At 61.6% G+C, this 23,117-nt stretch carries 20 protein-coding genes; 13 read left to right on the top strand and 7 right to left on the bottom strand.

The features are described from left to right. The first annotated feature begins 104 nt into the window (after positions 1-104). Positions 105-2,408 (top strand): UvrD-helicase domain-containing protein, encoded by a 2,304-nt coding sequence (locus JAB6_RS26845; protein WP_070305791.1) that lies wholly within the window; start codon positions 105-107, stop codon positions 2,406-2,408. A gap of 206 nt (positions 2,409-2,614) precedes the next feature. Here the strand turns inward: JAB6_RS26845 and JAB6_RS26840 are convergent, their stop codons facing one another. The 3 genes from JAB6_RS26840 to JAB6_RS26830 all read right to left on the bottom strand — a co-directional run bounded on the left by JAB6_RS26840 (position 2,615) and on the right by JAB6_RS26830 (position 4,844). Then, positions 2,615-3,406, bottom strand: coding sequence for a BPSS1780 family membrane protein (locus JAB6_RS26840; RefSeq protein ID WP_070305789.1), 792 nt, complete (start codon positions 3,404-3,406; stop codon positions 2,615-2,617). 2 nt (positions 3,407-3,408) lie between these two features. Beyond that, the gene (locus JAB6_RS26835; protein ID WP_070305787.1) at positions 3,409-4,365 is read right to left on the bottom strand and encodes a homoserine kinase; all 957 of its coding nucleotides are present in this window, start codon (positions 4,363-4,365) and stop codon (positions 3,409-3,411) included. A gap of 83 nt (positions 4,366-4,448) precedes the next feature. Next, positions 4,449-4,844, bottom strand: coding sequence for a hypothetical protein (locus tag JAB6_RS26830; RefSeq protein WP_034749142.1), 396 nt, complete (start codon positions 4,842-4,844; stop codon positions 4,449-4,451). A 291-nt stretch (positions 4,845-5,135) separates the two neighbouring features. Here JAB6_RS26830 and polA point away from each other — a divergent pair, with 291 nt between their 5' ends. From polA to JAB6_RS26810, 4 genes are all read left to right on the top strand, one after another. Next, entirely contained in the window at positions 5,136-7,898 is a 2,763-nt protein-coding gene (gene polA, locus JAB6_RS26825; RefSeq protein ID WP_070305785.1) for a DNA polymerase I, read from the top strand. A 91-nt stretch (positions 7,899-7,989) separates the two neighbouring features. Next, entirely contained in the window at positions 7,990-8,874 is an 885-nt protein-coding gene (locus JAB6_RS26820; RefSeq protein WP_070305784.1) for a dienelactone hydrolase family protein, read from the top strand. Positions 8,875-9,120: 246 nt separating this feature from the next. After that, the gene (locus JAB6_RS26815) at positions 9,121-9,879 is read left to right on the top strand and encodes a ZIP family metal transporter (protein ID WP_046683425.1); all 759 of its coding nucleotides are present in this window, start codon (positions 9,121-9,123) and stop codon (positions 9,877-9,879) included. Positions 9,880-10,136: 257 nt separating this feature from the next. Then, positions 10,137-11,873: an ABC-F family ATP-binding cassette domain-containing protein gene (locus JAB6_RS26810; protein ID WP_070305782.1), complete on the top strand. Its 1,737-nt coding sequence runs from the start codon at positions 10,137-10,139 to the stop codon at positions 11,871-11,873. Positions 11,874-11,918: 45 nt separating this feature from the next. On the opposite strand, the gene JAB6_RS26805 is transcribed toward JAB6_RS26810, so the two are convergent. The 3 genes from JAB6_RS26805 to JAB6_RS26795 are packed head-to-tail and all read right to left on the bottom strand — an operon-like array spanning position 11,919 to position 14,865. Next, positions 11,919-12,773 (bottom strand): sulfurtransferase, encoded by an 855-nt coding sequence (locus tag JAB6_RS26805; protein ID WP_070305781.1) that lies wholly within the window; start codon positions 12,771-12,773, stop codon positions 11,919-11,921. 13 nt (positions 12,774-12,786) lie between these two features. After that, positions 12,787-13,710: a DMT family transporter gene (locus JAB6_RS26800; protein WP_070305778.1), complete on the bottom strand. Its 924-nt coding sequence runs from the start codon at positions 13,708-13,710 to the stop codon at positions 12,787-12,789. 54 nt (positions 13,711-13,764) lie between these two features. Further along, entirely contained in the window at positions 13,765-14,865 is a 1,101-nt protein-coding gene (locus tag JAB6_RS26795; protein ID WP_034749123.1) for an aromatic ring-hydroxylating dioxygenase subunit alpha, read from the bottom strand. 405 nt (positions 14,866-15,270) lie between these two features. Here JAB6_RS26795 and JAB6_RS26790 point away from each other — a divergent pair, with 405 nt between their 5' ends. The 3 genes from JAB6_RS26790 to dxs are packed head-to-tail and all read left to right on the top strand — an operon-like array spanning position 15,271 to position 18,299. After that, positions 15,271-15,522 (top strand): exodeoxyribonuclease VII small subunit, encoded by a 252-nt coding sequence (locus JAB6_RS26790; RefSeq protein ID WP_046683420.1) that lies wholly within the window; start codon positions 15,271-15,273, stop codon positions 15,520-15,522. Then, positions 15,519-16,430, top strand: coding sequence for a polyprenyl synthetase family protein (locus JAB6_RS26785; RefSeq protein WP_254671812.1), 912 nt, complete (start codon positions 15,519-15,521; stop codon positions 16,428-16,430). Before JAB6_RS26790 ends, JAB6_RS26785 begins: the two co-directional genes overlap by 4 nt. Then, entirely contained in the window at positions 16,431-18,299 is a 1,869-nt protein-coding gene (gene dxs / locus JAB6_RS26780; protein ID WP_070305776.1) for a 1-deoxy-D-xylulose-5-phosphate synthase, read from the top strand. A 48-nt stretch (positions 18,300-18,347) separates the two neighbouring features. Here dxs and JAB6_RS26775 read toward each other — a convergent pair whose 3' ends face one another. Further along, positions 18,348-19,316, bottom strand: coding sequence for an IS1595-like element ISJli1 family transposase (locus JAB6_RS26775; protein WP_070305774.1), 969 nt, complete (start codon positions 19,314-19,316; stop codon positions 18,348-18,350). Between the two features lie 242 nt (positions 19,317-19,558). Here JAB6_RS26775 and JAB6_RS26770 point away from each other — a divergent pair, with 242 nt between their 5' ends. The 5 genes from JAB6_RS26770 (at position 19,559) to JAB6_RS26750 (ending at position 23,065) form a co-directional block, all read left to right on the top strand. Then, entirely contained in the window at positions 19,559-21,625 is a 2,067-nt protein-coding gene (locus JAB6_RS26770; RefSeq protein ID WP_070305836.1) for an FUSC family protein, read from the top strand. 292 nt (positions 21,626-21,917) lie between these two features. Beyond that, the gene (locus tag JAB6_RS26765) at positions 21,918-22,103 is read left to right on the top strand and encodes a hypothetical protein (RefSeq protein WP_034749106.1); all 186 of its coding nucleotides are present in this window, start codon (positions 21,918-21,920) and stop codon (positions 22,101-22,103) included. An 83-nt stretch (positions 22,104-22,186) separates the two neighbouring features. Then, complete coding sequence (locus JAB6_RS26760) at positions 22,187-22,567, top strand: glutaredoxin family protein (protein ID WP_034749103.1); 381 nt, start codon at positions 22,187-22,189, stop codon at positions 22,565-22,567. A gap of 31 nt (positions 22,568-22,598) precedes the next feature. Further along, positions 22,599-22,778, top strand: a complete 180-nt coding sequence (locus tag JAB6_RS26755) for a hypothetical protein (RefSeq protein ID WP_034749100.1) — start codon at positions 22,599-22,601, stop codon at positions 22,776-22,778. Positions 22,779-22,864: 86 nt separating this feature from the next. After that, positions 22,865-23,065: a hypothetical protein gene (locus JAB6_RS26750; RefSeq protein ID WP_034749098.1), complete on the top strand. Its 201-nt coding sequence runs from the start codon at positions 22,865-22,867 to the stop codon at positions 23,063-23,065. Positions 23,066-23,117: the final 52 nt, after the last annotated feature.

The following is a 23,117-nucleotide window of genomic DNA, read 5'->3' as shown; positions in this document are numbered from 1 at the left end:
TGCAGGCTGCGGTGTCGGGATGGCGATTGTAGCGCGCGTGGGTAAAATGCCGCGACCGCTGGACAAATGCACAGTATTTTTAGCCATGCCGGTATAATCACGGGATGCAAAATCTTCTTCACAACCTCAATCCCGAACAATTGGCTGCCGTCACCTTGCCGGCGCAGCATGCGCTGATCCTGGCGGGCGCCGGTTCGGGCAAGACCCGCGTGCTGACCACCCGCATCGCGTGGCTGATCCAGACCCAGCAGGTATCGCCACCCGGCATCCTGGCCGTGACGTTTACCAATAAAGCCGCCAAGGAAATGCTCACGCGCCTGTCGGCCATGCTGCCGATCAATACGCGTGGCATGTGGATCGGTACCTTCCACGGCCTGTGCAACCGCTTGCTGCGCACGCACTACCGCGACGCGGCCTTGCCGCAAACGTTCCAGATCCTCGACTCGCAGGATCAATTGTCGGTGATCAAGCGCTTGTTGAAGGCAAACAACATCGATGATGAAAAATTCCCGCCGAAGACGGTGATGTATTTCATCAACAATGCCAAGGACCAGGGCTTGCGGGCCACGGATGTGGAAGCGTACGACGCGCACGAGCGCAAGATGGTCGAGCTGTACCAGCTGTACGACGACCAGTGCCAGCGCGAAGGCGTCGTCGATTTTGCGGAATTGCTGCTGCGCACGTATGAATTGCTGAGCCGCAACCAGCCGCTGCGCGAACACTACCAGGCGCGTTTCCGCCATATTCTCGTGGACGAGTTCCAGGACACGAACAACTTGCAATACAACTGGCTCAAATTGCTGGCCGGCCACGGCAGCCGCGATGGCGGCGCCCTGTTTGCCGTCGGCGACGATGACCAGAGCATCTACGCGTTCCGCGGCGCCAACGTGGGCAATATGAGCGCCTTTGAGCACGAGTTCCAGGTCAAGAACTTGATCAAGCTCGAGCAGAACTACCGCTCGCATGGCCACATCCTCGACAGCGCCAACGTACTGATCGCAAACAACAGCAAGCGTCTGGGCAAGAATCTGCGCACGGACGCGGGCCATGGCGAGCAGGTGCGCGTGTATGAGGCCAGTTCCGACTTGCAGGAAGCGCAGTGGATCATCGAAGAGGCGAAAAGCCTGATCGCCGATGGCGCTTCGCGCAGCGAAATCGCGATCTTGTACCGCTCGAATGCGCAGTCGCGCGTGATCGAACACGCGTTGTTTTCGGCCGCGATTCCGTATCACGTGTATGGCGGCCAGCGCTACTTCCAGCGCGCCGAGGTCAAGCACGCGATTGCCTATTTGCAGTTGATGGACAATCCGCACAACGATTCGGCCTTCTTGCGCGTGGTCAATTTCCCTACGCGCGGCATCGGCATGCGCTCGATCGAGCAATTGCAGGCCGCCTCGGAACAGTACGGCATTTCGCTGTACGCCTCCGTGCCGTATGTGGCGGGCAAGGCGGGCAGCGTGCTGGCCGGCTTCGTCAAGCTGATCGAAGGCGTGCGTTTCGAAACGCAGCAATTGTCTCTGCCGGAAATGGTCAGAGTGGTGCTGGAAGCGAGTACCTTGCTCCAGCATTACCAGAACGAAAAAGAAGGTGCCGACCGTATCGAGAATCTGGAGCAGATGGTCAGCGCGGCCAGCCAGTTCATTTCCGAAGAGGGTTTCGGCCAGGGCGCACCGGCCCACCTGGGCCCTGCCGCCCAGGCGCAGTCGGGCGCGCCCGTCGTCAACCAGGATGGCATCGAGATACTCGACGCGGATGCGCCGCTGCCGGCCGTGATGTCGCCTCTGTCCGCTTTCCTGTCGCACGCGTCGCTGGAAGCGGGTGACAACCAGGCGCAGGCGGGCCAGGATGCGCTGCAGATGATGACGGTGCACTCGGCCAAGGGCCTGGAATTCGACAATGTGTTCATCACGGGCCTGGAAGAGGGCCTGTTCCCGCACGAAAGCAGCTCGAAGGAAGACAATGGCGTGGAAGAGGAACGCCGGCTGATGTACGTGGCCATCACGCGCGCGCGCAAGCGGCTGTACATGAGCTTTTCGCAGACGCGCATGCTGCACGGCCAGACGCGCTACAACATGAAGTCGCGCTTCTTCGACGAATTGCCGGAAGAATCCTTGAAATGGCTGTCACCGAAGGTGCAGGCCAACTGGTTCGGTAACCGCAAGTCGGCCTGGGACGAGGCACCGCGTGTGGTCAGCCTCGGTTCGGACAATGCGATTGCGCAAAAGATCGCGCAAAAAGCCACAGGCGGCGGCTGGCGCATCGGTGAATCGGTGGCGCACGCCAAGTTCGGCGAAGGCGTGATCGTCAATATCGAAGGCGGCGGCGGCAATGCGCGCGCGCAAATTAATTTCGGACAGCACGGCATGAAGGTGCTGGACCTGGGGATTGCGAAGCTGGAACGGCTGTGAAGGTCACCCGGCACCACCGCGGGCGCTAACAATGTTGCCGGATTACGCGTGGCCTTCGGCCCCGCTAATCCGACACCATTGTCGGCCTCGCAGCATCGGATTACGCGGCGTGCCGCCGCTAATCCGACCTACGCTGTGGCATTGCATGGCATTCGACAAAAAAAGGGCAGCCTGCGCAGGCTGCCCTTTTTTGTGCAGAGCCGAAATCAGTTGTTCGGCTTGTCCAGCGGCACCGTCTTGCTCTCATCGACGGGCAGGCCGAAGATCTGGCGGTAGGCGGCGTAGAACGAGCAATGCATGATGATGGTCAAGATCATCGACAGCGGCATCATCAGTTGCATCATCAGCTGCGTGCGGCCGAAGATGACGGCCAGCAACTGGCTGGTGACGATGCTGATGGCGAACCAGGTGGCGGCGAAGACGATGAAGGCCGACAGTGAACGCCAGACGGCGAAAAAGCTGAAGAACAGCGCCTTGCCCAGGCTGATGCGTTGCCAGTAGATCAGCGGTGCGGCAAAGCAGAAGGCCATGGCGGCAGGCACGTACATCGCGATGGCCAGCAGGATGCCGAGGCCCAGGCGCGATTCGGGGATGGCGGCGCGTGCCGCTTCTTCCGTCAGTTGCCCGGTGACCAGTTTCCACAGCAAACCGTCGTCCACCAGGGTCGAGGCGCCGATGGCGACGATGGCCATCAGGATGTACAGCACGCCCAGGCCGAACAGGGAAGAAAACGCGGGCTTGCGGAAGCCCGAGATCAAGAGGCTGGGCAGGACGCGCTTGCCCTGGTCGATATTCAGGCAGCCTTGCACGAAGGCGACAGAAAACACGGGGACCAGGATGACGGGCAGCAATTGGCCGAGCACGGGCACGATGCTGACGGCCAGCATGCAGAACATATAGCCGAGAAACAACATCGACATGCCGCCAGGCTGCTTGCGAAACAGGCCGAAGCCTTGTTTCACCCAGAGCCAGCCTGTACTTGCAGGTAATTTTTCCATTTTTAAAACAGTTCCGGAGCAGGTGTGGCGATACGTTCGCGCAGAATGCGTTCGAAATGCGTGGGGTCGTGCGGGGTCAGCATTTCCGCTTCGCGCGGCTGGTAATAATCGTACAGGCGCGACAGCCAGAAACGCAGTGCGGCGGCGCGCAGCATCGGTTGCCATGCCGTTTGTTCTTCGTGCGTAAACGGGCGCACGGCCTGGTAGGCGTCGAGCAGGGCGCGCACTCTTTCGGTATCGAGCACCCCCGTGGCCAGGTCCACGCACCAGTCGTTGACGGTGACGGCCACGTCGAACAGCCACGTGTCGCAGCCGGCAAAGTAAAAGTCGAAAAAGCCTGTTAGTTGCTCGCCGTCAAACATGACGTTGTTGCGGAACAAGTCGGCATGCACGGGGCCGCGCGGGATGGCTTTATAGGTATCGCAGGCAGCAAAGGCGTCCTGGAAATGGATTTCCGCGCGCAGCAAGTGCGCTTTGGCGTCGTCGAGGTGGTGCAAGACCAAGGGCGTGGTGGCGTTCCACCAGTCCAGGCCCCGCAAATTCGGCTGCTGCAGGGGGAAATCCTGCGCCGCCAGATGCATCTTCGCCAGCATGGCGCCGACGGCCGCGCAATGCACGGCTTGCGGCGCCATCTGCGAGCTGCCGTCGAGTTTGCTGACGATGGCGGCCGGCTTGCCTTGCAGGGCCGTCACCAGTTCGCCATCGGCATTGGCGATCGGCGCCGGCACCAGTACGCCCCGGTCCGCCAAATGGCGCATCAGTTGCAGATAGAACGGCAATTGCTCGAAGCTGAGGTTTTCAAAGATCGTCAGCACGTACTCGCCGCGCTCCGTGCTCAGGAAAAAATTGCTGTTTTCGATGCCGGACGCGATGCCCTTGAGCGCCAGAGGTTTGCCGAGTGGAAACTGCGTGATCCACTGGCCGATATCGTCCAGGTGTAGCGCGGTAAAAACTGCCATGGGAAAGAGGGGAATGGTCTAAAAGGTCAAAAAAAGCCGGCTGCCCCGCAGATGGCCGGGGCAGGGCAGAAGAGAGTGGCTGCTTACTTCGCTGGTGCGGGTGGTGCTGGCGCGTCCGCTGCCTCTTCATCGCGTTGTTTCTGTTTCTTCTTGCCCAGGTCAAATTCCAGCACTTTCCATTGCGGGCCGCGCAAGGCGTTGCCGTTGGCCTGGTCGCCACCGGCGGCCGGCTTCATGTAATAGGTGCTGCCGCCGCTCGTGACTTTGACTTCGGACGTCACGCCCGCTTCGCGTTTTTCGGTGATTTGCTGCTTGGCCGCCGCTGGCGCCACGGTGATCGGTGCTTCGCCCATTTCCTCGATACGTTCGAGCTGTGGCGGCGCGTCGCTCGGTTTGGCCGGCGTCTGTGCGCTGGCAATGGCCGAACATGCCAGCAGGGGCAGGGCGAGGAATGTCCAGAGTGTCGATGTACGCATCATGATGGGTTCGCTTCCATGTGTGGGACTGCAGTGCGTGCAGTGTGTAATGCCGTCAATTTATCTATAAGGCATTGTAACAAACTGGTAGGCAATGCTGTTTAAATGTGCCGAAATGGCTGGCAACGGCAGCCCGCGCGCCGGCACAGGGCCGCCAGCTTGCTGAAAACGCCGGGAACGGCAAGAGTTGCGGCCGGTGGCGCGGCCCTAAACTCTGCGATAATTGTGCGATATTCCGCCCGTCCGCTGCTGTTTCTTCCCGGCTGGCGCGGCTCACCTTATTTTATTGGCATTATGCAAAACACCCTGCTGTTAGTCGACGGTTCCAGTTACCTTTATCGTGCCTTCCATGCGCTGCCCGACCTGCGCAGCCCGGACGGCTATCCCACGGGCGCCATGCACGGCATGGTTAACATGCTGCGTCGTTTGCGCGCCGACTATCCGGCCGCCTACATCGCCTGCGTGTTCGATGCCAAAGGGAAAACTTTCCGCGACGACATGTATCCAGAGTACAAGGCGACGCGCGCCTCGATGCCGGACGACCTGCGCTTGCAGATCGAACCGATCCACGAAGCCGTGCGCGCCATGGGCTGGCCGATTTTGATGGTCGACGGCGTGGAAGCGGACGACGTGATTGGGACCCTGGCCGTGCAGGCGGCCGCCGCCGGCATGAACGTGGTGGTGTCGACGGGCGACAAGGACCTGGCGCAGCTGGTCAACAGCCAGGTGACCCTGATCAATACCATGAGCAATGAAAAGCTCGACGAAGCGGCCGTGCTGGTCAAATTCGGCGTGCCGCCGAACCGCATCATCGATTATCTGTCGCTGATCGGCGATACGGTCGACAACGTGCCGGGCGTATCGAAATGCGGTCCGAAGACAGCCGTCAAATGGCTGACCTTGTACGACAGCCTGGAAGGCGTGATGGAAAACGCGGCCAGTGTGGGCGGCGCCGTCGGGGAAAACCTGCGCACGGCCCTGCCATGGCTGCCGCAAGCGCGCGCCTTGATCACCGTCAAGACCGATTGCGATTTGTCCGGGCACATGACAACGATCGCCGACTCGCTGGTGGCGAAACACGAAGACAAGGAAGCGCTGCTGGCCTTCTTCAACCGCTACGGCTTCAAGGCCCTGCTGCGCGAACTGGGCGCGGCGCCGCCGCCGATGTCTCCCGTTGGCGCACCGACAGTTGCCGGTGCCACCATTGCGAATACGACGGGAGACATGTTCGCCGATGCCGCACCAGCAGTCGAGGCCGTGTATGAAACCGTCTTGACGGACGAACAGCTCGACAAATGGATCGCGCTGATCGATGCGGCGCCCTTGACGGCTGTCGACACGGAAACTACGTCGCTGGAACCGATGACGGCGCAGATGGTCGGCATTTCCCTCTCCGTTGCCGAACATGCCGCCTGCTACATCCCGCTGGCCCACGATTACGCGGGCGCGCCGGAACAGTTGACGCGCGAGCACGTGCTGGCGAAACTGCGCCCGTGGCTGGAAGATGCAAACAAGCCCAAGCTGGGCCAGAACCTCAAGTATGACAGCCACATCTTTGCCAACCATGGCGTGACCCTGCGCGGCATCGCTCACGATACTTTGCTCGAATCGTATGTGTTCGAATCGCACAAGAAGCACGACATGGACAGCCTGGCCCTGCGCCACTTGAACTACACGACGATCCCGTTCGAGGACGTGTGCGGCAAGGGCGCCAAGCAGATTACCTTCAACCAGGTGGAAGTGGAGCAGGCGGCGAAATACGCGGCCGAAGATGCCGACGTCACCTTGCGTTTGCACAATGCCATGTGGGGCAATGTGGCGGGCGACGACAAGCTGACCTTCATCTATGAAAAGATCGAGATGCCGACGGCCGTGGTCTTGCAAAAGATCGAGCGCAACGGCGTGCTGATCGATGACGAGTTGCTCAACATCCAGTCGGCCGAGCTGGCCGTGAAAATCCTGGAACTGGAAAAAAAGGCGTATGAACTGGCCGAGCAGCCATTCAATCTCGGTTCGCCCAAGCAGATCGGTGAAATCTTCTTCGAGAAACTGAAACTGCCGGTGGTCAAGAAAACCCCGACGGGCGCGCCATCGACGGATGAAGAAGTGCTGCAAAAGCTGGCCGAGGATTATCCATTGCCCAAAGTGCTGCTCGAATACCGCGGCATGGCCAAGCTGAAGTCGACCTACACGGACAAATTGCCGAAGATGATCAACGTCACGACGGGCCGCGTGCACACGAACTATGCGCAAGCCGTGGCCGTGACGGGGCGATTGGCGTCGAACGACCCGAACTTGCAGAATATTCCCATCCGCAGCGCGGAAGGCCGCCGCATCCGCGAAGCCTTCATTGCGCCGCCCGGCAGCCACATCGTCTCGGCCGACTATTCGCAGATCGAATTGCGCATCATGGCGCATATCTCTGGCGACGAAGCCATGCTGCGCGCGTTTGCCGACGGCATCGACATTCACCGCGCCACGGCGGCCGAGATCTTTGGCGTGCCAGCTGCGGAAGTCCAAAGCGAGCAGCGCCGCTACGCCAAGGTCATCAACTTCGGCCTGATCTACGGCATGAGCGCGTTCGGCCTGGCCGGTAACCTGGGCGTGGACCGTACGGCCGCGCAAAGCTATATCGACCGTTACTTCGCCCGTTTTTCCGGCGTGAAACAGTACATGGAAGACACGCGCCAGCAAGCGAAGGCGCGCGGCTACGTGGAAACCGTGTTCGGCCGCCGTTTGTGGCTGCCGGAAATCAATTCGCCAAACGGCCCGCGCCGCCAGGGTGCGGAACGTGCGGCGATCAACGCGCCGATGCAGGGCACGGCCGCCGACCTGATCAAGCTGGCCATGATCGCCGTGCAAGGCTGGCTGGAAACGGACAACTTGCAGACGAAGATGATCATGCAGGTGCACGATGAACTGGTGCTGGAAGTGCCGGACGCCGAGCTCGAGCTGGTCAAGCGCAAGCTGCCGGAACTGATGGCCAGCGTGGCCGCGCTGAAGGTGCCGCTGACGGCGGAAGTGGGCGTCGGTAAAAATTGGGACGAAGCGCATTAACAATGTGACATAGCAGCAATGACCGTAGGTCGGCTTAGCGCGCAGCGCGTAAGCCGACATTTTTTGTCAACACACCTTTCAGGAGAAACGCATGAGTGACATGATCACCGATTGTGAAAGTTTGCTGGGCCAGAGCAGCTTGTCCGGGCCGGACGGCCGGCGTGGTTTCCTGAAGGTGGCGCTGGGCACGGGCTTTGCCGTGGCCGTGCTGCCCGTGGCGGCGCAAAACATCATCAAGACGGATTCCGCCGGGCTTGTCACGGGCAGCATGTCGGTGATGGTCGACGGCCAGGCCGTGCCCGTGTATGCGGCCCAGCCGGAGGGTAAAACGGGTTTGCCCGTGGTACTGGTCATTTCGGAAATCTTTGGCGTGCATGAACATATCGCCGACATGGCGCGCCGTTTCGCCAAGCAAGGTTATCTGGCGCTGGCGCCCGATCTGTTCGTGCGCCAGGGCGACCCGACCAAAGTGGGCAGCATCCCGGAGTTGATGAAAGGCATTATCGCCAAGACGCCGGACGCGCAAGTGATGGCGGACCTCGATGCGGTGGTGGCGTGGGCGAAACAGAATGGCGGCGACACGAGCCGACTGGGCATTACGGGTTTCTGCTGGGGCGGGCGCATCACGTGGCTGTACGCGGCGCACAATCCGGCCGTCAAGGCGGGGGTGGCCTGGTATGGCCGCCTGGTGGGCGAGCCCAATCCTTTGCAGCGGAGCAACCCCATCGATATTGCCGCCACCCTGAAGGTCCCCGTGCTGGGCTTGTATGGCGGCAAGGATACGGGCATCAGCCAGGAATCGATCGCGAAGATGAAGGAGGCGCTGGCCAAGGGCGGCAACAAATCGGAGTTTGTCGTGTACCCCGATGCGGGTCACGCCTTCAATGCCGATTACCGTCCCAGCTACGTGGCGGCCGATGCGAAAGACGGCTATGCGCGTTGTTTAGCCTGGTTCAAGAACCACGGCGTGGCGTGACGACGCAACAGAAAAACACCGCATTTCCCAGAAGTTGGCGCGAAAGGCGCACCGGGCTGTAAAATGCCCGCTGCGCGCCAATGCAGTACAATTGCATCTTCATCGCGCGACGCTGCCGCCAAACGCGCAAAAAATTAAACAATAGATAACAACGCATTCATCAGGCCAGACGCCAGCATCGCGGGCGCCAGTGACCCGGCGCCATTTTGAGGTAAGAAAATCATCGATCCCGTCCTTATATCCATTTTGCTCGCGACCACGATCGCGGGCGTGTTGAGCATTACCGCGGCGGCGATCTTTTCGTTTGCATTCCTGTCCAAAGTGGTCGAGCGTATGGTCAGCTTGTCCGTCGGCATCATGTTGTCGACGTCCTTGCTGCACGCCTTGCCCGAAGCGTTCGAATCGCAGGCGGATCCGCGCACCCTGTTCGCCACCCTGCTGGCCGGCTTGCTGGCCTTTTTCATGCTGGAAAAATTCGCCATCCTGCGCCATTCGCACCACCACGAAGGCGATGGCCACCACCATGCGCACGGCCACGACAAGCACGAGGCGGGCAAGGCCGGCTGGATGATACTCGTCGGCGACGGCATGCACAATTTTACGGACGGCATCCTGATCGCGGCCGCCTTCCTGGCCGACCCGAAGCTGGGCCTAGTGACGGGCCTGGCCATCATCGCGCATGAAATCCCGCAGGAAATCGGCGATTTCATCGTGCTGCTGAACGCCGGCTTCTCGCGCCTGCGCGCCTATATCTTCAACCTGCTGTGCAGCCTGATGGCGGTGGCGGGCGGCCTGCTCGGCTATTTCACCCTGGACCGCGCCAGCAATCTGATTCCTTACGTGCTCGTGTTCGCCTCGTCCGGCTTCATCTATATCGCCTTGTCCGACCTGATGCCGCAGATGCAGCGCCGCGCCACCTTGCGCGAAACCATTCCGCAAGTGCTCCTGATCGCGCTGGGCGTGTGCATCGTGCTGTTCCTGACGCACAAGCGCCACGGCGGTTGATGTACTGACTGTGTGGGTGTAGTATTGCCTTTCTGACTAACTTGCACAGAAAGGAGGAAAATATGGAAATTTTTATGCTCGCCCTATGGGATGCGCGTTCTTTAAGCACATTTGCCAGCTCTTGCCCACGTTCTATCGCGCTGCGATAACCTGGCCAGAGCAAAGTTACCCTCCTAGACGAGTCCTTTCCTGGTACTCCGTTGTCGTTAGCGCTCCTGTTAACGCGGATGCTTGCATCCCGAACAAAGACAAGAGCCATGACTACCCTTATCTCGACACAAGCTTTACAGCTGGATACCCACGACGGTTTCCTGTTCAACGAACTCGCCTTTACCTTGCGCCAGGGCGACCGCATCGGCCTGATCGGCCACAATGGCTGCGGAAAATCCACCTTGCTGGGCTTGCTCAGCGGCACGCGGGAAGCGACGTCCGGCACCATTCATTACGCCCGTGCTTGCCGCTTGCAGCACGTGGAGCAGCATTTGCCAGCCGAACTTGCCAGCCTGAGCCTGTACGACGCCTTGCTGGCGCCCGTGCTGGACCAGCCGGAATTGCATTGGCGGGTCGACAGCTTGCTGGCCGAGCTGGGCTTCGATCAGGAAACGGCGCAAGTGCCCGTGCACTCGCTGTCCGGCGGCCAGCACACGCGGTTGCTGCTGGGGCGCGCCCTGCTGCAGGAGCCGAACGTGCTGCTGCTCGACGAACCGAGCAATCACCTGGACTTGCCGTCGCTGCTGTGGCTCGAGCAATTCCTGCTGGCCTGGCGCGGCGCCTTCATCCTCGTCTCGCATGACCAGCGCCTGCTCGACAACGTGGCCACGCGCAGCTGGATCTTGCGCGATAGCCGCCTGTACGATTTCGACCTGCCGTGCGGCCCCGCGCTGGCGGCGCTGGCCGAAGCGGACATGGCCGCTGCCGCCCGGCATGCGGCCGAACAGAAGGAAATCGACCGCCTGGCCGTCAGCAGCACCCGCCTGGCCCTGTGGGGCAAGGTCTACGATAACGTCGGCATGGCGCGCAAGGCCAAAAACATGCAGCGGCGCATCGACAAACTGCAGGATGAACAGTCGTTCGTCAGCGAGGGCGCTCCCTGGCGTTTGAGCCTGCGCGGCAAGGCGCTGGCGGCCGACCAGCTGCTGGCGCTGGACGCCTTGGACGTGCACGCCGTGCCGGCCTCGCCGCTGCTGTTCCACGTCGGCCAGCTGTGGCTGAAACCGGGCGACCGCATCGCCTTGCTGGGCGCCAACGGCAGCGGCAAGTCGTCCTTGCTAAGGCTGTGCTGGCAAGCGATACAGGCACAGGAGGAACGCAGCGACCTGCGCTACCACCACGCCGCCAACATCGGTTACTACGACCAGTCGCTCAAGCAGCTGGCCGATGACGCCGACCTGTCCGACGCACTGTATCCGTTTGCCGTGCAAAACGAGGCTGCGCGCAGCCAGGTGGCGCGCAAGCAGGCCTTGATCGCGGCAGGCTTTCCCTATGCGCGCCATGGCCAGACGGTGGCGACCCTGAGCGGCGGCGAGCGGGCGCGGCTGTTGTTCCTGGGCTTGTCGCTGGCCAGCTACCACTTGCTGCTGCTGGACGAGCCCAGCAATCACCTGGACATGCAGGGCAAGGCGGAACTGGGACAAGCCTTGCACGGCTTTGCGGGTGGCTGTTTATTGGTATCGCACGACCGCGACCTGATCGAGACGGCGTGCAACCGTTTTTGGGTGGTGGCCGATGGCCAGTTGGAAGAGTGGCCGGACGCGGCCAGCGCGTATGCACGGCTGAGTGTGGAAGATGGGCAGGCGTTGACGCCCGTGCCGCGCGTGGAGCATGCATCTGCGGTACTGGCGGACGTCGACGTGCAGCTGGAACGCTTGTGCGAACTGGAGCAATTGCTGGCGGAGGACCTGGCCCGCAAGCCGCGCCACCAGAAGCCGGCCAGCCAGCAGGCGTGGCTGGCGGAACTGGAACGCTTGAATCAAGTGCTGGGGATAACGTCGTAGTTATCCACTGGTAAAAGGTGGCGGACCAGTTGGTCCGCCATTTTTTTATTCAGTGCCCGTCGCCACAGGCCGCGCCGGATCGGCGCACCATTCGCTCCACGAGCCCGGATACAGGGCCGCGCCCGGCAAGCCGGCCACTTCCAGGGCCAGCAAGTTGTGGCAAGCCGTCACGCCGGAGCCGCACTGCAGGACGGCCGCTTGCGGTGAGTCTATCAATGCGCTGAAGTCGCGTTGCAGTTCGTCCGCGCTCTTGAAACGGCCGTCGGCTTGCAAGTTATCCTTGAAGAAACGGTTTTTCGCGCCGGGGATGTGGCCGCCCACGGGGTCGATGGTTTCGTTTTCGCCGCGGTAGCGGTCGGGCGCGCGCGCGTCGATCACCGTCAGTGCCTGTGTTTCCAGGTTGGCGATGACGTCTTGCACGCTGACCGTGCGCGTCAGGCTGGTTTTTTCCGTCAGGTTACCGACAGGGTGGGGTGCTACCGGCGTGACCAGGGGCAAGCCTTGCGCCTGCCAGGCGGCCAGGCCGCCGTCGAGCACGGCGACGGCCGGATGGCCGAGCCAGCGCAGCAGCCACCATAAACGGGCGGCGAACATGCCGCCCTGGCCGTCATAGGCGACCACTTGCGTGTCGTCATTGATGCCCCAGCCGCGCAAGGTGGCCAGCAGGACGTTGCGGTCGGGCAAAGGATGACGTCCCGTAAAGTCCGCGCCGCGCGCCGTCTTGGGGCCGGACAGGGCCGTATCGATATCGGCGAACTGCGCGTTCTGGATGTGCCCGGCGGCAAACGCGTCGCTGCCAGCATTGGGGTTAAGCAAGTCGTGGCGGCAATCAAGAATCACCCAATTGCTGTCGTTCAGGTGGCTGGCCAGTTCGCTGGCCTGGATCAAGGTGGTGTACATCGGCAACGCTCCTTTACACTTCGCTGGCAATCGGATCCGTGCGCGCGATCGCCGCGCCACGGGCCGTGTTGCGGGTATTGTAATAGGTTGCCGCGATGCCGGAAGCGAGAATGATGCCGATGCCGGTCCAGCCGTGCCAATCGAACAGGTCGCCAAAGATCACCACGCCCCAGAAGCTGGAAAAGACGATGCCCGTGTATTGCAGATTGGCCACCACGAGGGTCTTGCCCAGGCGATAGGCGCGCGTCATGGCCATCTGCGCCATGGTGGCGCACAGGCCGATGGCGGCCAGCAAGCCGATGCCGTAGGCGCTCGTGTGCGCATGCCAGACGACGGGGCCGCCGCCGGCACTGGTCACGTGGCCGATCACGCCGGCGAGGAAATTGACGACCGAGAAATAAAATACGACCCGGTATTCGGGTTCGCCCAGCAAGCCCAGCTTGCGCACCTGCAAATAGGCGAGGGCAGACAGCATGCCGGAAATCAAGGCCGTAATGGCGCCGGCCAGCTGGTCCGTTTCGAACACAGGCTGCAGCAGCAGGGTCACGCCGACAAAGCTCATGGCGATGGCCGCCACGAGCGGCCACTCGACCTGTTTCATACCTTTCCAGAAGCCGCCGGCCAGCAGGATCACGGCGATCCAGATGGGCGCCATGTAATTCAAGGTCATGGCCGTGGCCAGCGGCAGGATGGCGATCGCGTAAAACCACAGCCACAGGGCGATCACGCCCACCACACCGCGCCACAGATGCTGGCCCGGCATCGTGGTTTTAAAACTGCCGCCCTGGTACAGAATGGTGCAGCTCATGACGATCATGCCGATGATGCCGCGGTACATGACGATTTCGGACGTCGAATACATATCCGACGCCAGCTTGACGCACACGCCCATGATGGCGAACATGAAACTGGCAAATAGCATCCAAAGCGATTGCATGAGAAATCCTGACGATGAAAAAGAAAAGGCCGCGCAATGCGGCCCTGGAGGGAATTATAGTTCGATATTATTGCGGTACCACTCGTGGAAATGCTGCATGCCATCTTCCATGGGCGACTGGTAAGGGCCCACTTCGCTGACACCGCGCGCCATCAGGGCCTTGCGGCCCGCATCCATGCGCAGGGCGATTTCATCGTCCTCGACGCAGGTTTCCATGTAGGCAGCCCGTTCCGCTTCGACGAAGTCGCGCTCGAAGAGCACGATTTCTTCCGGATAATAGAACTCCACCACGTTGCGCGTCTTTTGCGGACCATCGGGCCACAGGGTCGAGACGACCAGTACGTGCGGATACCATTCGACCATGATGTTCGGATACAGGGTCAGCCAGATGGCGCCATACGGCGGTGCTTCGCCGCCACGGAATTGCAGCACCTGCTCCTGCCATTTCTTGTAGGCGGGCGAACCGGCCTGCTGCAAGCCGCGGTGCACGCCTACCGTTTGCACGCTGTAATCCTTGCCGAACTCCCAGCGCAGGTCGTCGCAGCTGACGAAGCTGCCCAGGCCCGGGTGGAACGGTTCGACGTGATAATCCTCGAGGTAGACTTCGATGAAAGTCTTCCAGTTGTAGTCGCACTCGTGGATTTCCACGTGGTCGAACATGTAGCCGGAAAAATCGAGGTCTTTCGAGACGGACAAATCTTTCAATTTTTCCATCACGTTGTAGCCATTCTGTTCGAACAGCAAACCATTCCAGCTTTGCAGCGGCGTTTTCGACAGGTTCAGGCACGGCGTCTCGGGGAAATGCGGCGCGCCGATCAATTCACCCTTGAGGTCGTAGGTCCAGCGGTGCAGCGGGCAGACGATATGGTTCGCGTTGCCGCGGCCGTTGAACATCAGCGCCTGCCGGTGGCGGCATACGTTGGACAGCACTTCGATGCCGTTGGCGTTGCGCACGAGCATACGCCCTTCGTTCTCAGACGCCAGGGTCGCAAAATCGCCGGTTTCCGGCACCATCAGCTCGTGCCCGACATAGCGCGGGCCGGCTTGGAACAATTGCTGCATTTCACGCTGCAACAGCGTTTCGTCAAAATAGACGTGGACCGGAAGTTGCGCGTTTGAGCGCGCCAGCTTGGCGTGAGTAGCCAGATCGGACATCCCAACCCCCCATAAATGTACAACGGTCAGCAGTGCCCCAGGCCATTCCCTGGGCAACCGCTACAGAGAGAAAGAATCCGCAAAGACCTGAATTCAAATTTGTTGAAACGGTATTTCGGACAGAACCGGCGATTATAGCGCGTATCGGCCTCGGCATTGCCAAAACCCCCCGGTAAATAGTCTATTAATGAGAAACATTGTCATTTGGCGCGCAATTTCCGGTAGATGGGGACGATTGCGCTAAAATCCACTGACAAGCTGGCAACGCTATTGACTTTGAGCGCGCCGATTGCGCTTTAGTTTTCACTTAATAGTGTGGTTTGTTCTAAAATAACGCTTCTATGCTGGCCGGGAATCCCCGGCGTCTCCCTACAAGCCCCTCGTGCCACGAAGAGATCTGAGTTTATGTCGAAGAAATTAACTGCCGCTGCCGCAGCGCCGGCCTCGTTTGAAGAGGCGATGGCGGAACTGGCGCAGCTGGTAACGCAAATGGAAGCGGGCCAGTTGCCGCTGGAAGCATCAGTCGCGGCGTATCAGCGCGGCTCGGAACTGGTCAAGTATTGCGCTACCCAGCTCGACAGCGTTGAAGCGCAGGTGAAAGTTTTGGAAGGCGACATGTTGAAACCGTTCGTGGATGCCGGCGAGGCCGCCCAATGATGGCCAGCGTGCAACAAGACGGCGTGACCTTCGGCGACTGGATGCAAAGCACCCAGTCCGGCGTGGAAAAGAGACTCGACCAGTTCCTGCCGGCGGCAGATGTCGTGCCGCACAAGCTCCACGCGGCCATGCGCTATGCGCTGCTCGGGGGCGGCAAGCGCGTGCGTCCGCTGCTGGTGATGGCGGCGGGCGAATTGTTTGACGCCGATCAAGATACCCTCGCGCGCGCCGCTTGCGCGCTGGAAATGATTCACGTGTATTCGCTCGTGCATGACGACATGCCGTGCATGGATGACGACGCTTTACGCCGTGGCAAGCCCACCGTGCACATCGCCTACGATGAAGCGACGGCCCTGCTGGTCGGCGACGCGCTGCAATCGCAGGCGTTCATGCTGCTGGCCGACGGCGCGGCCATTCCACCGGCGCGGCAAATGACCATGCTCAAACTGCTGGCGCATGCCTCGGGTTCGGCAGGCATGTGCGGCGGCCAGGCGATCGACCTCGACAGCGTCGGCCTGGCCTTGACCTTGCCGCAGCTGGAACAGATGCATCAGTTGAAAACGGGCGCCTTGCTGCGCGCGGCCGTGATCCTCGGCGCGCTGGCCGGCAAGGATTTGACGCCAGACGAGATGACGGCGCTGAACGCGTATGCGCGCGCCGTCGGACTGGCGTTCCAGGTGGTCGACGACGTGCTCGATGCCACGGCCGATTCGGCCACCCTGGGCAAGACGGCAGGCAAGGATGCGGCTGCCAACAAGCCGACTTACGTATCGATACTGGGGCTGGAACCATCGAGAGCCCTGGCAGAACAATTGCGGTGCGACGCCCATGCGGCGCTGGCGCCATTCGGGGACAAGGCACGCCGTCTGCGCGAGCTGGCGGACCTGGTCGTGCAGCGGAAGGCATAAATGAAACTGTTAGAAACCATCAATGAACCAGCGCAAGTGCGCAAGCTGGCCCGCTCGCAACTGGTGCCGCTGGCCCAGGAACTGCGCAGCTTCCTGCTCGACTCCGTCTCCAAGACGGGCGGCCACCTGTCGTCCAACCTGGGCACGGTCGAGCTGACCGTCGCGCTGCATTACGTGTTCAACACGCCGCACGACCGCATCGTGTGGGACGTGGGCCACCAGACCTATTCGCACAAGATCCTGACGGGCCGCCGCGAGCGCATGCATACCTTGCGCCAGAAAGATGGCATTTCCGGCTTCCCGAAGCGCGACGAAAGCGAATACGATACCTTCGGCACGGCGCACTCGTCGACGTCGATCTCGGCCGCGCTGGGCATGGCGCAGGCCGCCAAGATCAAGGGCGACCCGCTGCACGCGATCGCCGTGATCGGCGACGGTTCGATGACGGCCGGCATGGCCTTCGAGGCGATGAACAATGCTGGCGTGCAGGAAGACGTCAACCTGCTGGTGATTTTGAACGACAACGACATGTCGATCTCGCCGCCCGTGGGCGCGCTGAACCGTCACCTGGCGCGCTTGATGTCGGGCCAGTTCTATGCGGCGGCGAAAAATGTCGGCAAGTCGGTGTTGCCCGGCCCCGTGCTGGAACTGGCGAAGCGCTTTGAGGAGCACGCCAAGGGCATGGTCGTGCCCGCCACCATGTTCGAGGAATTCGGTTTCAATTACATCGGCCCCATCGATGGCCACGACCTCGATTCGCTGATCCCGACCTTGCAAAACATCAAGCAATTGAAGGGCCCGCAATTCCTGCACGTGGTCACCAAGAAGGGCCAGGGCTACAAGCTGGCCGAGGCGGAACCGATTTTGTACCACGGCACGCCGAAGTTCAATCCGGCCGAAGGCATCAAGCCGGCCACGGCGCCGGGCAAGATGACGTACACGGAAGTGTTCGGCAACTGGCTGTGCGACATGGCCGCGCACGACAAGCGCTTGGTGGCCATCACGCCGGCCATGCGCGAAGGCTCGGGCATGGTGAAATTTGAACAGCAATTCCCCAACCGCTATTTCGACGTCGGCATCGCCGAGCAGCATTCCGTGACCTTCGGCGCCGGCCTGGCCTGCGAAGGCTTGAAACCCGTGGTGGCCATCTATTCGACTTTCCTGCAGCGCGCCTACGATCAATTGATCCATGACGTGGCCCTGCAAAACCTGGACGTGACGTTCGCGCTGGACCGCGCCGGCCTAGTGGGCGCCGATGGTGCCACGCACGCGGGCAACTACGACATGGCGTTCCTGCGCTGCATCCCGAACATGGTCGTCATGGCCGCGTCCGACGAAAACGAATGCCGCCAAATGCTGACGACGGGCTACCATTATCCGGGCCCGGCAGCGATCCGCTATCCGCGCGGCGCGGGTGCCGGCGTGGCCATCATGCCGGAACTGACCAGCATTGAAATCGGCAAGGGCGAGCTCAAGCGCCACGGCAAGCGCATCGCCATCCTGGCCTTCGGCTCCATGGTGGCGCCGAGCGTGGCGGCGGGCGACAAGCTCGACGCGACAGTGGCCAACATGCGCTTCGTCAAGCCGCTCGACGTGGCGCTGGTGAAACAGCTGGCCGCGGAACACGATTACCTAGTGACAGTGGAAGAGGGCTGCATCATGGGCGGCGCCGGTTCGGCCGTGGCTGAAGCCCTGGCGGCGGAGGGCATCGTCAAGCCGATTTTGATGCTGGGCTTGCCCGACACCTTCATTGACCATGGCGACCCCGTGCAACTGCTGAAAAGCGTGGGCCTGGACGCCACCGGCATTGCCGCCTCGATCGAGCAGCGCTTTGGTGCCACGCAGCCGCGCCTGGCTGTCGTCAGCTAAATTTATCTGTCGATAGGAAAAGCGGCACTGCGGTGCCGCTTTTTTTGGCTATGTCACCGTCAGATGTGGGAACGCGCCCAGCGTTGCTCTCAATAACGTTTCCGGTGAACGGATGCGCCCGGCGTCGAGTATCCAGCGCCACCCCAGATAATTTGGCAGGTAGCGCGTCGCCACGCCGTGAAACGGACCTAGCCATTGCCGCAAACGGCTGTGATAAGCATTGACGTTCTGCACGTGGGCGGCGCCCTGTACGCGGATGCCTGCGCGCAAGTTGACGGCCTGGTGGCTGATGCCCGCTTCCCGAGCAAAAGCCCGATAGGCCGCATGACCATCGGTGACCAGCAAGACATCCTTGTCGATCATGGGTAGCAAACAATGGTGTAACTGCGCCTTGGTCAGCGCCCCTTTGCCCGTGACGAAATCGAGGGTCTGGCCCGTGCGGTCTCGCGCCACCAGGATGCAGACCTGTTCATTGGATATGCCGCGTTTGTGAGCATGGCCGTCACGGCGGCGTGGCGGACGCGTCATGTTTCTGGATCCCTTTTCCGATTCCAGCAGATATAACTCGTCGGCTTCGGCGATGCCATGCAGGCCATGCGGCCGATCCGTCTTTGCCAGCGATAAAAACCGGTGACGCCAGCGAAACGTGGTGTTGCGGTGCACACCCAATTGGCTGGCAGCCTGGCGCACCGAAGATGAGTCGAGCAGGCAATCGGCATACTCGAGCCACAGCGCCTTGTGGCGCAAGCGGGCCAGCGGCGTGCCCGTCAAGGCATTGAAGGTACGCCCGCAGGGAACGCAGCGGTAGCGCTGCAAGCCGTGCGCATGGCCGTGCCGGTGCAGGTGTGCCGAGTGACAGGCGGGACAGGCCAATCGCGGCTGGGCTACACTTTCCAGCAGCGCGACGGTCGCGTCGTGTGGATAGTTGCCACGCAGCAGGGCCATTCCTGCCTGGCGCTGGCGTCGGTTCAACTGCGCAAACTGCGCGATAAAGCTGATCCATTCGGCTGGCTGCATGATCTGCTCCCTGCGTGGTGAGTATGCAGAGTCAGACAACACAACCAAGGGAAGATTCCGGCATTTCCCCTGCTTGCCGATGACAGAGCCCTTTTTTTTGTCGACAGGAATTTACGCTGCACTGCAACATTTTTCGCCGGGGAATGCTACGATGACGCTTTGATACCCTCTCAAAGTCCAACTTGCATTTCAGGAAACTTCACCGCCGTTCGCGCGCACTGGCCGGCCGCTGGCTGACGGGCATGCACGCCTATACCGACAAGCTGGCGCAGCGCCGTCCCCTGTGGATGGTCAGCCTGGCCATCGATGAAACGAATCTGTCCGAGGGCCTGCGGGCCGCGTGCGCCTCGAGCGCCATGCTGCTGCTGGGCCTGCTGTTCGACCACCCCGATTTTTCCTGGGCTGCCATCGGCGCCTTCTGGACCTGCCTGGCGGACGCGGCCGGCACGCGGCGCATGCGTTTTGTCTCGATGGTGGGCTTCGGCTTGCTGTCGACGGTCGCTGGCGGCTTGACGGCGCTGGCGGCCGGCCATGGCGTGGTGGCGGCGGCCAGCGCCGTGCTGCTGTTTTCCTGGGCCGGCGCGCTGGCGCGCATCTGGGGTGCGGCCACGGCGCAAGTGGCCATCCTGGCGGCCACGGCCTGCGTGGTGATGGTCACGCATCCGTTGGAATCGATGACGCAGACAGCGCCTTTCCTGGGCTTGTATATGTTCGGCTGCCTGTTTGCCACCGTGCTCAGTTTTACCGTCTGGCGCATCCACCCGTTCAGCCCGGCCAGGCGCGCCATCCGTGCCGCGTACTCGCGCCTGGCCGGCATCGCGCGCGACAATGCGCGCTTCCTGGAACAGGGCCCGGCGCTGCCGGACGCCACCGCGCATGGCGCCAGCTACCGCTCGCAGGCGCGTGCAGCGCTGGAAGCGGCGCGCGTGGCGCTGGCCGCCGTGCCGCCCGCGCGCGCGGGACGCAGCGCCCTGTACGACAACCTGCTGCTGGCGCTCAGCGACGCCGAGCGCATCTTCGCCTATCTGATCGCCGTCACGCATACGTGCGAGCGCGAGCAGCAGCGCCTGCGCCAGGACCCGCGCGCGCGGCGCAGCCTGGAAGTGATGGCCGTGTTGCTGCGCCGCCTGGGACAGGCCGTGCAGCGCCAGCCGGAAACGCCGCCTTTGGCATTGCAGCGCCGCCTGGCGGGCTGCGGACGGCGCCTGGAAGCGGCGCTGGGCGCCTTGCTCCCCTTGCGCCTGAACGTGGACTTCATGGAACTGGGCTTGCCGCGCGCGACGCAGCTGCCGTGGCGCGAAGCGGCCTTCCTGGCGCTGGGGCAGGCGTGGCAAACGGCGAAAGTCAACGCCACGCCGCAGTCACTGAGCTGGCGCCATGCGGCGCGCGTGTCGCTGGCGACGACGGCCGGCTTCCTCTTGGTCGAAGCCTTGCAGATTCCGTTCGGCTACTGGGCCACGATGGCGACCTTATTGATCTTGCAGCCATCCGTATCGACCACCTGGCCGCGCGGCATCGAGCGGGTCGCTGGCAGCGTGCTGGGCGCCGTGCTGGCCGTGCTGATCGGCCTCTTCATTTACACGCCGCTGGGCATCTCGCTGGTGGTGTTTCCCCTGATTGTCGCCACCATGGCCTTGCGCCGTGTCAGCTACAGCCTGCACGTACTGTTCATGACGCCCGCCTTCGTGCTGGTGGCCGACTATGCGGCGCCGGCCAGCGAGATGGTGTATGCGATGAGCCGCCTGGGCAACAACGTGCTCGGTTGCGTGCTGGCCCTGCTGGCCACGTTTTTCCTGTGGCCGGACCGCGAGGCGGACGACCTCGACCAGCGCCTGGCGAAAGCCGTGTCGGCCAACCTGAAATACCTGCTGGCCGTGCTGGCGGCGGGCGGACGCTGGGATAGCGCGATTGCGCGCCTGCGCCGCGAGGCGGGGCTGGCCAGTAATAACGCGGAGCAAGTGCTGCAGCGCTTGCGCATCGAGCGCCGCCTGGACCGCAGCAGCGGCGTGGGCCTAGCGGCGCTGCGCACCTTGCCGCTGCTGCGCCGCGTGGCGGGCAGTACGGCGCGCATCAGTTTGAGTCCCCAGGCCGAGCCGGCGCCGCCCGAATTGCAACGGTGGATTGCCGCCGTCAGCGGGGAAATCGATGCGCTGCTGCGTGGTGCAGCCGATGCCAGTGCGCCGGGTCCGTGCGCGGCCGAGGGCTTGACAGCCCTGCAAGCCGATGCGGTGGCCCAGGTGCAGTTGCTGCGCGGCTTGCTGCGCGAGCATGTGCAGGTGGCCGATAGCGCGGTGGCATCCTCGCGTTGAAGCGTAGCCGCTCGGCCGGCTGCGCCCGCAACCGGCCTTTTCCTGCTTGCGGCGCCAATATTGTATAGACGTTTGGCGCTTGCCAATCTCTCCAAATTCCACATTTCATGGGCTTTCCCGATATATTTTCCAAACCGGAAATTTATCGAAAGGAAACGTTGACTCTAAAATAAGTGCGGTCTATATTCGATTTCGTAGCAAGCAAAAATGAAATTCATATGGATTTTTTTACGACTGGTCTGACGCGATTGCCAGTTTTGCCTGGCGCAATCGCTAACATGGAGAGTAGTAAATGAAAAAGATTGCAGCATTTATTTTTACCCTGGGACTGAGCGCTTCCTACGCCATTGCTTCCGATATCGGCTGCTCCAGCTGCGAGGAGGAGCTGCGGGAATGCACGATGATGAATGGTGACAGATCCCCATTTTGCATCGGCAGTTACAAAGCCTGCCTGAAAGTCTGCCAAATCGGCGCCTGATATCCGTTTTTTGCATTGCGAGGCGGCCGGTCATCGCCTGCTGCGCTGGCCGCCCATCGATCCTCTACGCCTCTAAGAAACTTATGATGCAAAAGAAAATTAAAACCATTGCCATGTATGGCTTGATCCTGGCCGCCGGCCTGGGCAGCGGTTATGGCCTGTCCTTGTTGCCCGGCTTGCTCAAGTCGAATTACACCGAGGGCAATTACGCCGCGTATTTCCCGAATGCCCAGACGAAAGTGGTGCTGTACGGCACGGATTGGTGCGGCTATTGCGCCAAGACGCGCGCCTACTTCAAGGAAAACAAGATCGAATTCGTCGATCTCGATATCGAGAAATCCCCGGAAGCAAGAAAAGCCCATGAAGCACTGGGTGGCGGCGGCGTACCGGTGGTGTTGATCGGCAACCGCAAGATCCAGGGTTTCAATGCAGGCGCGCTGGAAGCGGCGCTGAAGAAAATCTGACGCTTCAACTTGTTAACTTGAAAGGCTGACCATGTTCAAAAAGATTGCCGCTTTCCTGTTTGCCGCCGGCACGGCCCTGTCCTTCAGTGTGCACGCGGGCAGCCCCGATTGCACCTTTGTCTGCGAACGCAACATGCTCGATTGCGTGGAGTTCGACCAGCCAGCTTGCATGCAGCAGTACAAGGAATGCCTGAACCAGTGCCTGCGCTAGGAACGCGCTGACGCAGTGTGGATGGCGCGTAAGAGACGGCGCGCCATGGATGTCAGTGATCGTCTGTCAATTCAACAGGAGTGCTTATGTTCAAAAAACTGGGTTTCTTTTTGTTTGCCATGGGCGTCAGCGCCTCGTATGCGATCGCCGGCGGCGGCGAGCCGGAATGCTATTCGCAATGCGATGACAGGCTGGACCAGTGCATGACGGACCATCCGACCGCGCCTGGCGCCTGCACCAAGATTCATCAGATGTGCTACGACCGCTGCGATCCATACTTGCCGTAAATGTGCCGTCCATGATGGTTGCCGGCCTGCCCGTATCGTGGCCGGGCTGGCT

It is taken from the genome of Janthinobacterium sp. HH104, assembly GCF_001758715.1.
GTDB classification, from domain to species: domain Bacteria; phylum Pseudomonadota; class Gammaproteobacteria; order Burkholderiales; family Burkholderiaceae_D; genus Janthinobacterium; species Janthinobacterium aestuarii.
The sequence above is the reverse complement of the archived record's forward strand: the minus strand, read 5'-3'. Positions and strand labels throughout refer to the sequence as shown.

Coding starts and splice junctions, on each gene's coding strand:
- JAB6_RS26845 (WP_070305791.1), top strand. CDS start 105: ATGCAAAATCTTCTTCACAACCTCAATCCCGAACAATTGGCTGCCGTC.
- JAB6_RS26840 (WP_070305789.1), bottom strand. CDS start 3,406: ATGGAAAAATTACCTGCAAGTACAGGCTGGCTCTGGGTGAAACAAGGC.
- JAB6_RS26835 (WP_070305787.1), bottom strand. CDS start 4,365: ATGGCAGTTTTTACCGCGCTACACCTGGACGATATCGGCCAGTGGATC.
- JAB6_RS26830 (WP_034749142.1), bottom strand. CDS start 4,844: ATGATGCGTACATCGACACTCTGGACATTCCTCGCCCTGCCCCTGCTG.
- polA (WP_070305785.1), top strand. CDS start 5,136: ATGCAAAACACCCTGCTGTTAGTCGACGGTTCCAGTTACCTTTATCGT.
- JAB6_RS26820 (WP_070305784.1), top strand. CDS start 7,990: ATGAGTGACATGATCACCGATTGTGAAAGTTTGCTGGGCCAGAGCAGC.
- JAB6_RS26810 (WP_070305782.1), top strand. CDS start 10,137: ATGACTACCCTTATCTCGACACAAGCTTTACAGCTGGATACCCACGAC.
- JAB6_RS26805 (WP_070305781.1), bottom strand. CDS start 12,773: ATGTACACCACCTTGATCCAGGCCAGCGAACTGGCCAGCCACCTGAAC.
- JAB6_RS26800 (WP_070305778.1), bottom strand. CDS start 13,710: ATGCAATCGCTTTGGATGCTATTTGCCAGTTTCATGTTCGCCATCATG.
- JAB6_RS26795 (WP_034749123.1), bottom strand. CDS start 14,865: ATGTCCGATCTGGCTACTCACGCCAAGCTGGCGCGCTCAAACGCGCAA.
- JAB6_RS26790 (WP_046683420.1), top strand. CDS start 15,271: ATGTCGAAGAAATTAACTGCCGCTGCCGCAGCGCCGGCCTCGTTTGAA.
- JAB6_RS26785 (WP_254671812.1), top strand. CDS start 15,519: ATGATGGCCAGCGTGCAACAAGACGGCGTGACCTTCGGCGACTGGATG.
- dxs (WP_070305776.1), top strand. CDS start 16,431: ATGAAACTGTTAGAAACCATCAATGAACCAGCGCAAGTGCGCAAGCTG.
- JAB6_RS26775 (WP_070305774.1), bottom strand. CDS start 19,316: ATGCAGCCAGCCGAATGGATCAGCTTTATCGCGCAGTTTGCGCAGTTG.
- JAB6_RS26770 (WP_070305836.1), top strand. CDS start 19,559: ATGCACGCCTATACCGACAAGCTGGCGCAGCGCCGTCCCCTGTGGATG.
- JAB6_RS26765 (WP_034749106.1), top strand. CDS start 21,918: ATGAAAAAGATTGCAGCATTTATTTTTACCCTGGGACTGAGCGCTTCC.
- JAB6_RS26760 (WP_034749103.1), top strand. CDS start 22,187: ATGATGCAAAAGAAAATTAAAACCATTGCCATGTATGGCTTGATCCTG.
- JAB6_RS26755 (WP_034749100.1), top strand. CDS start 22,599: ATGTTCAAAAAGATTGCCGCTTTCCTGTTTGCCGCCGGCACGGCCCTG.
- JAB6_RS26750 (WP_034749098.1), top strand. CDS start 22,865: ATGTTCAAAAAACTGGGTTTCTTTTTGTTTGCCATGGGCGTCAGCGCC.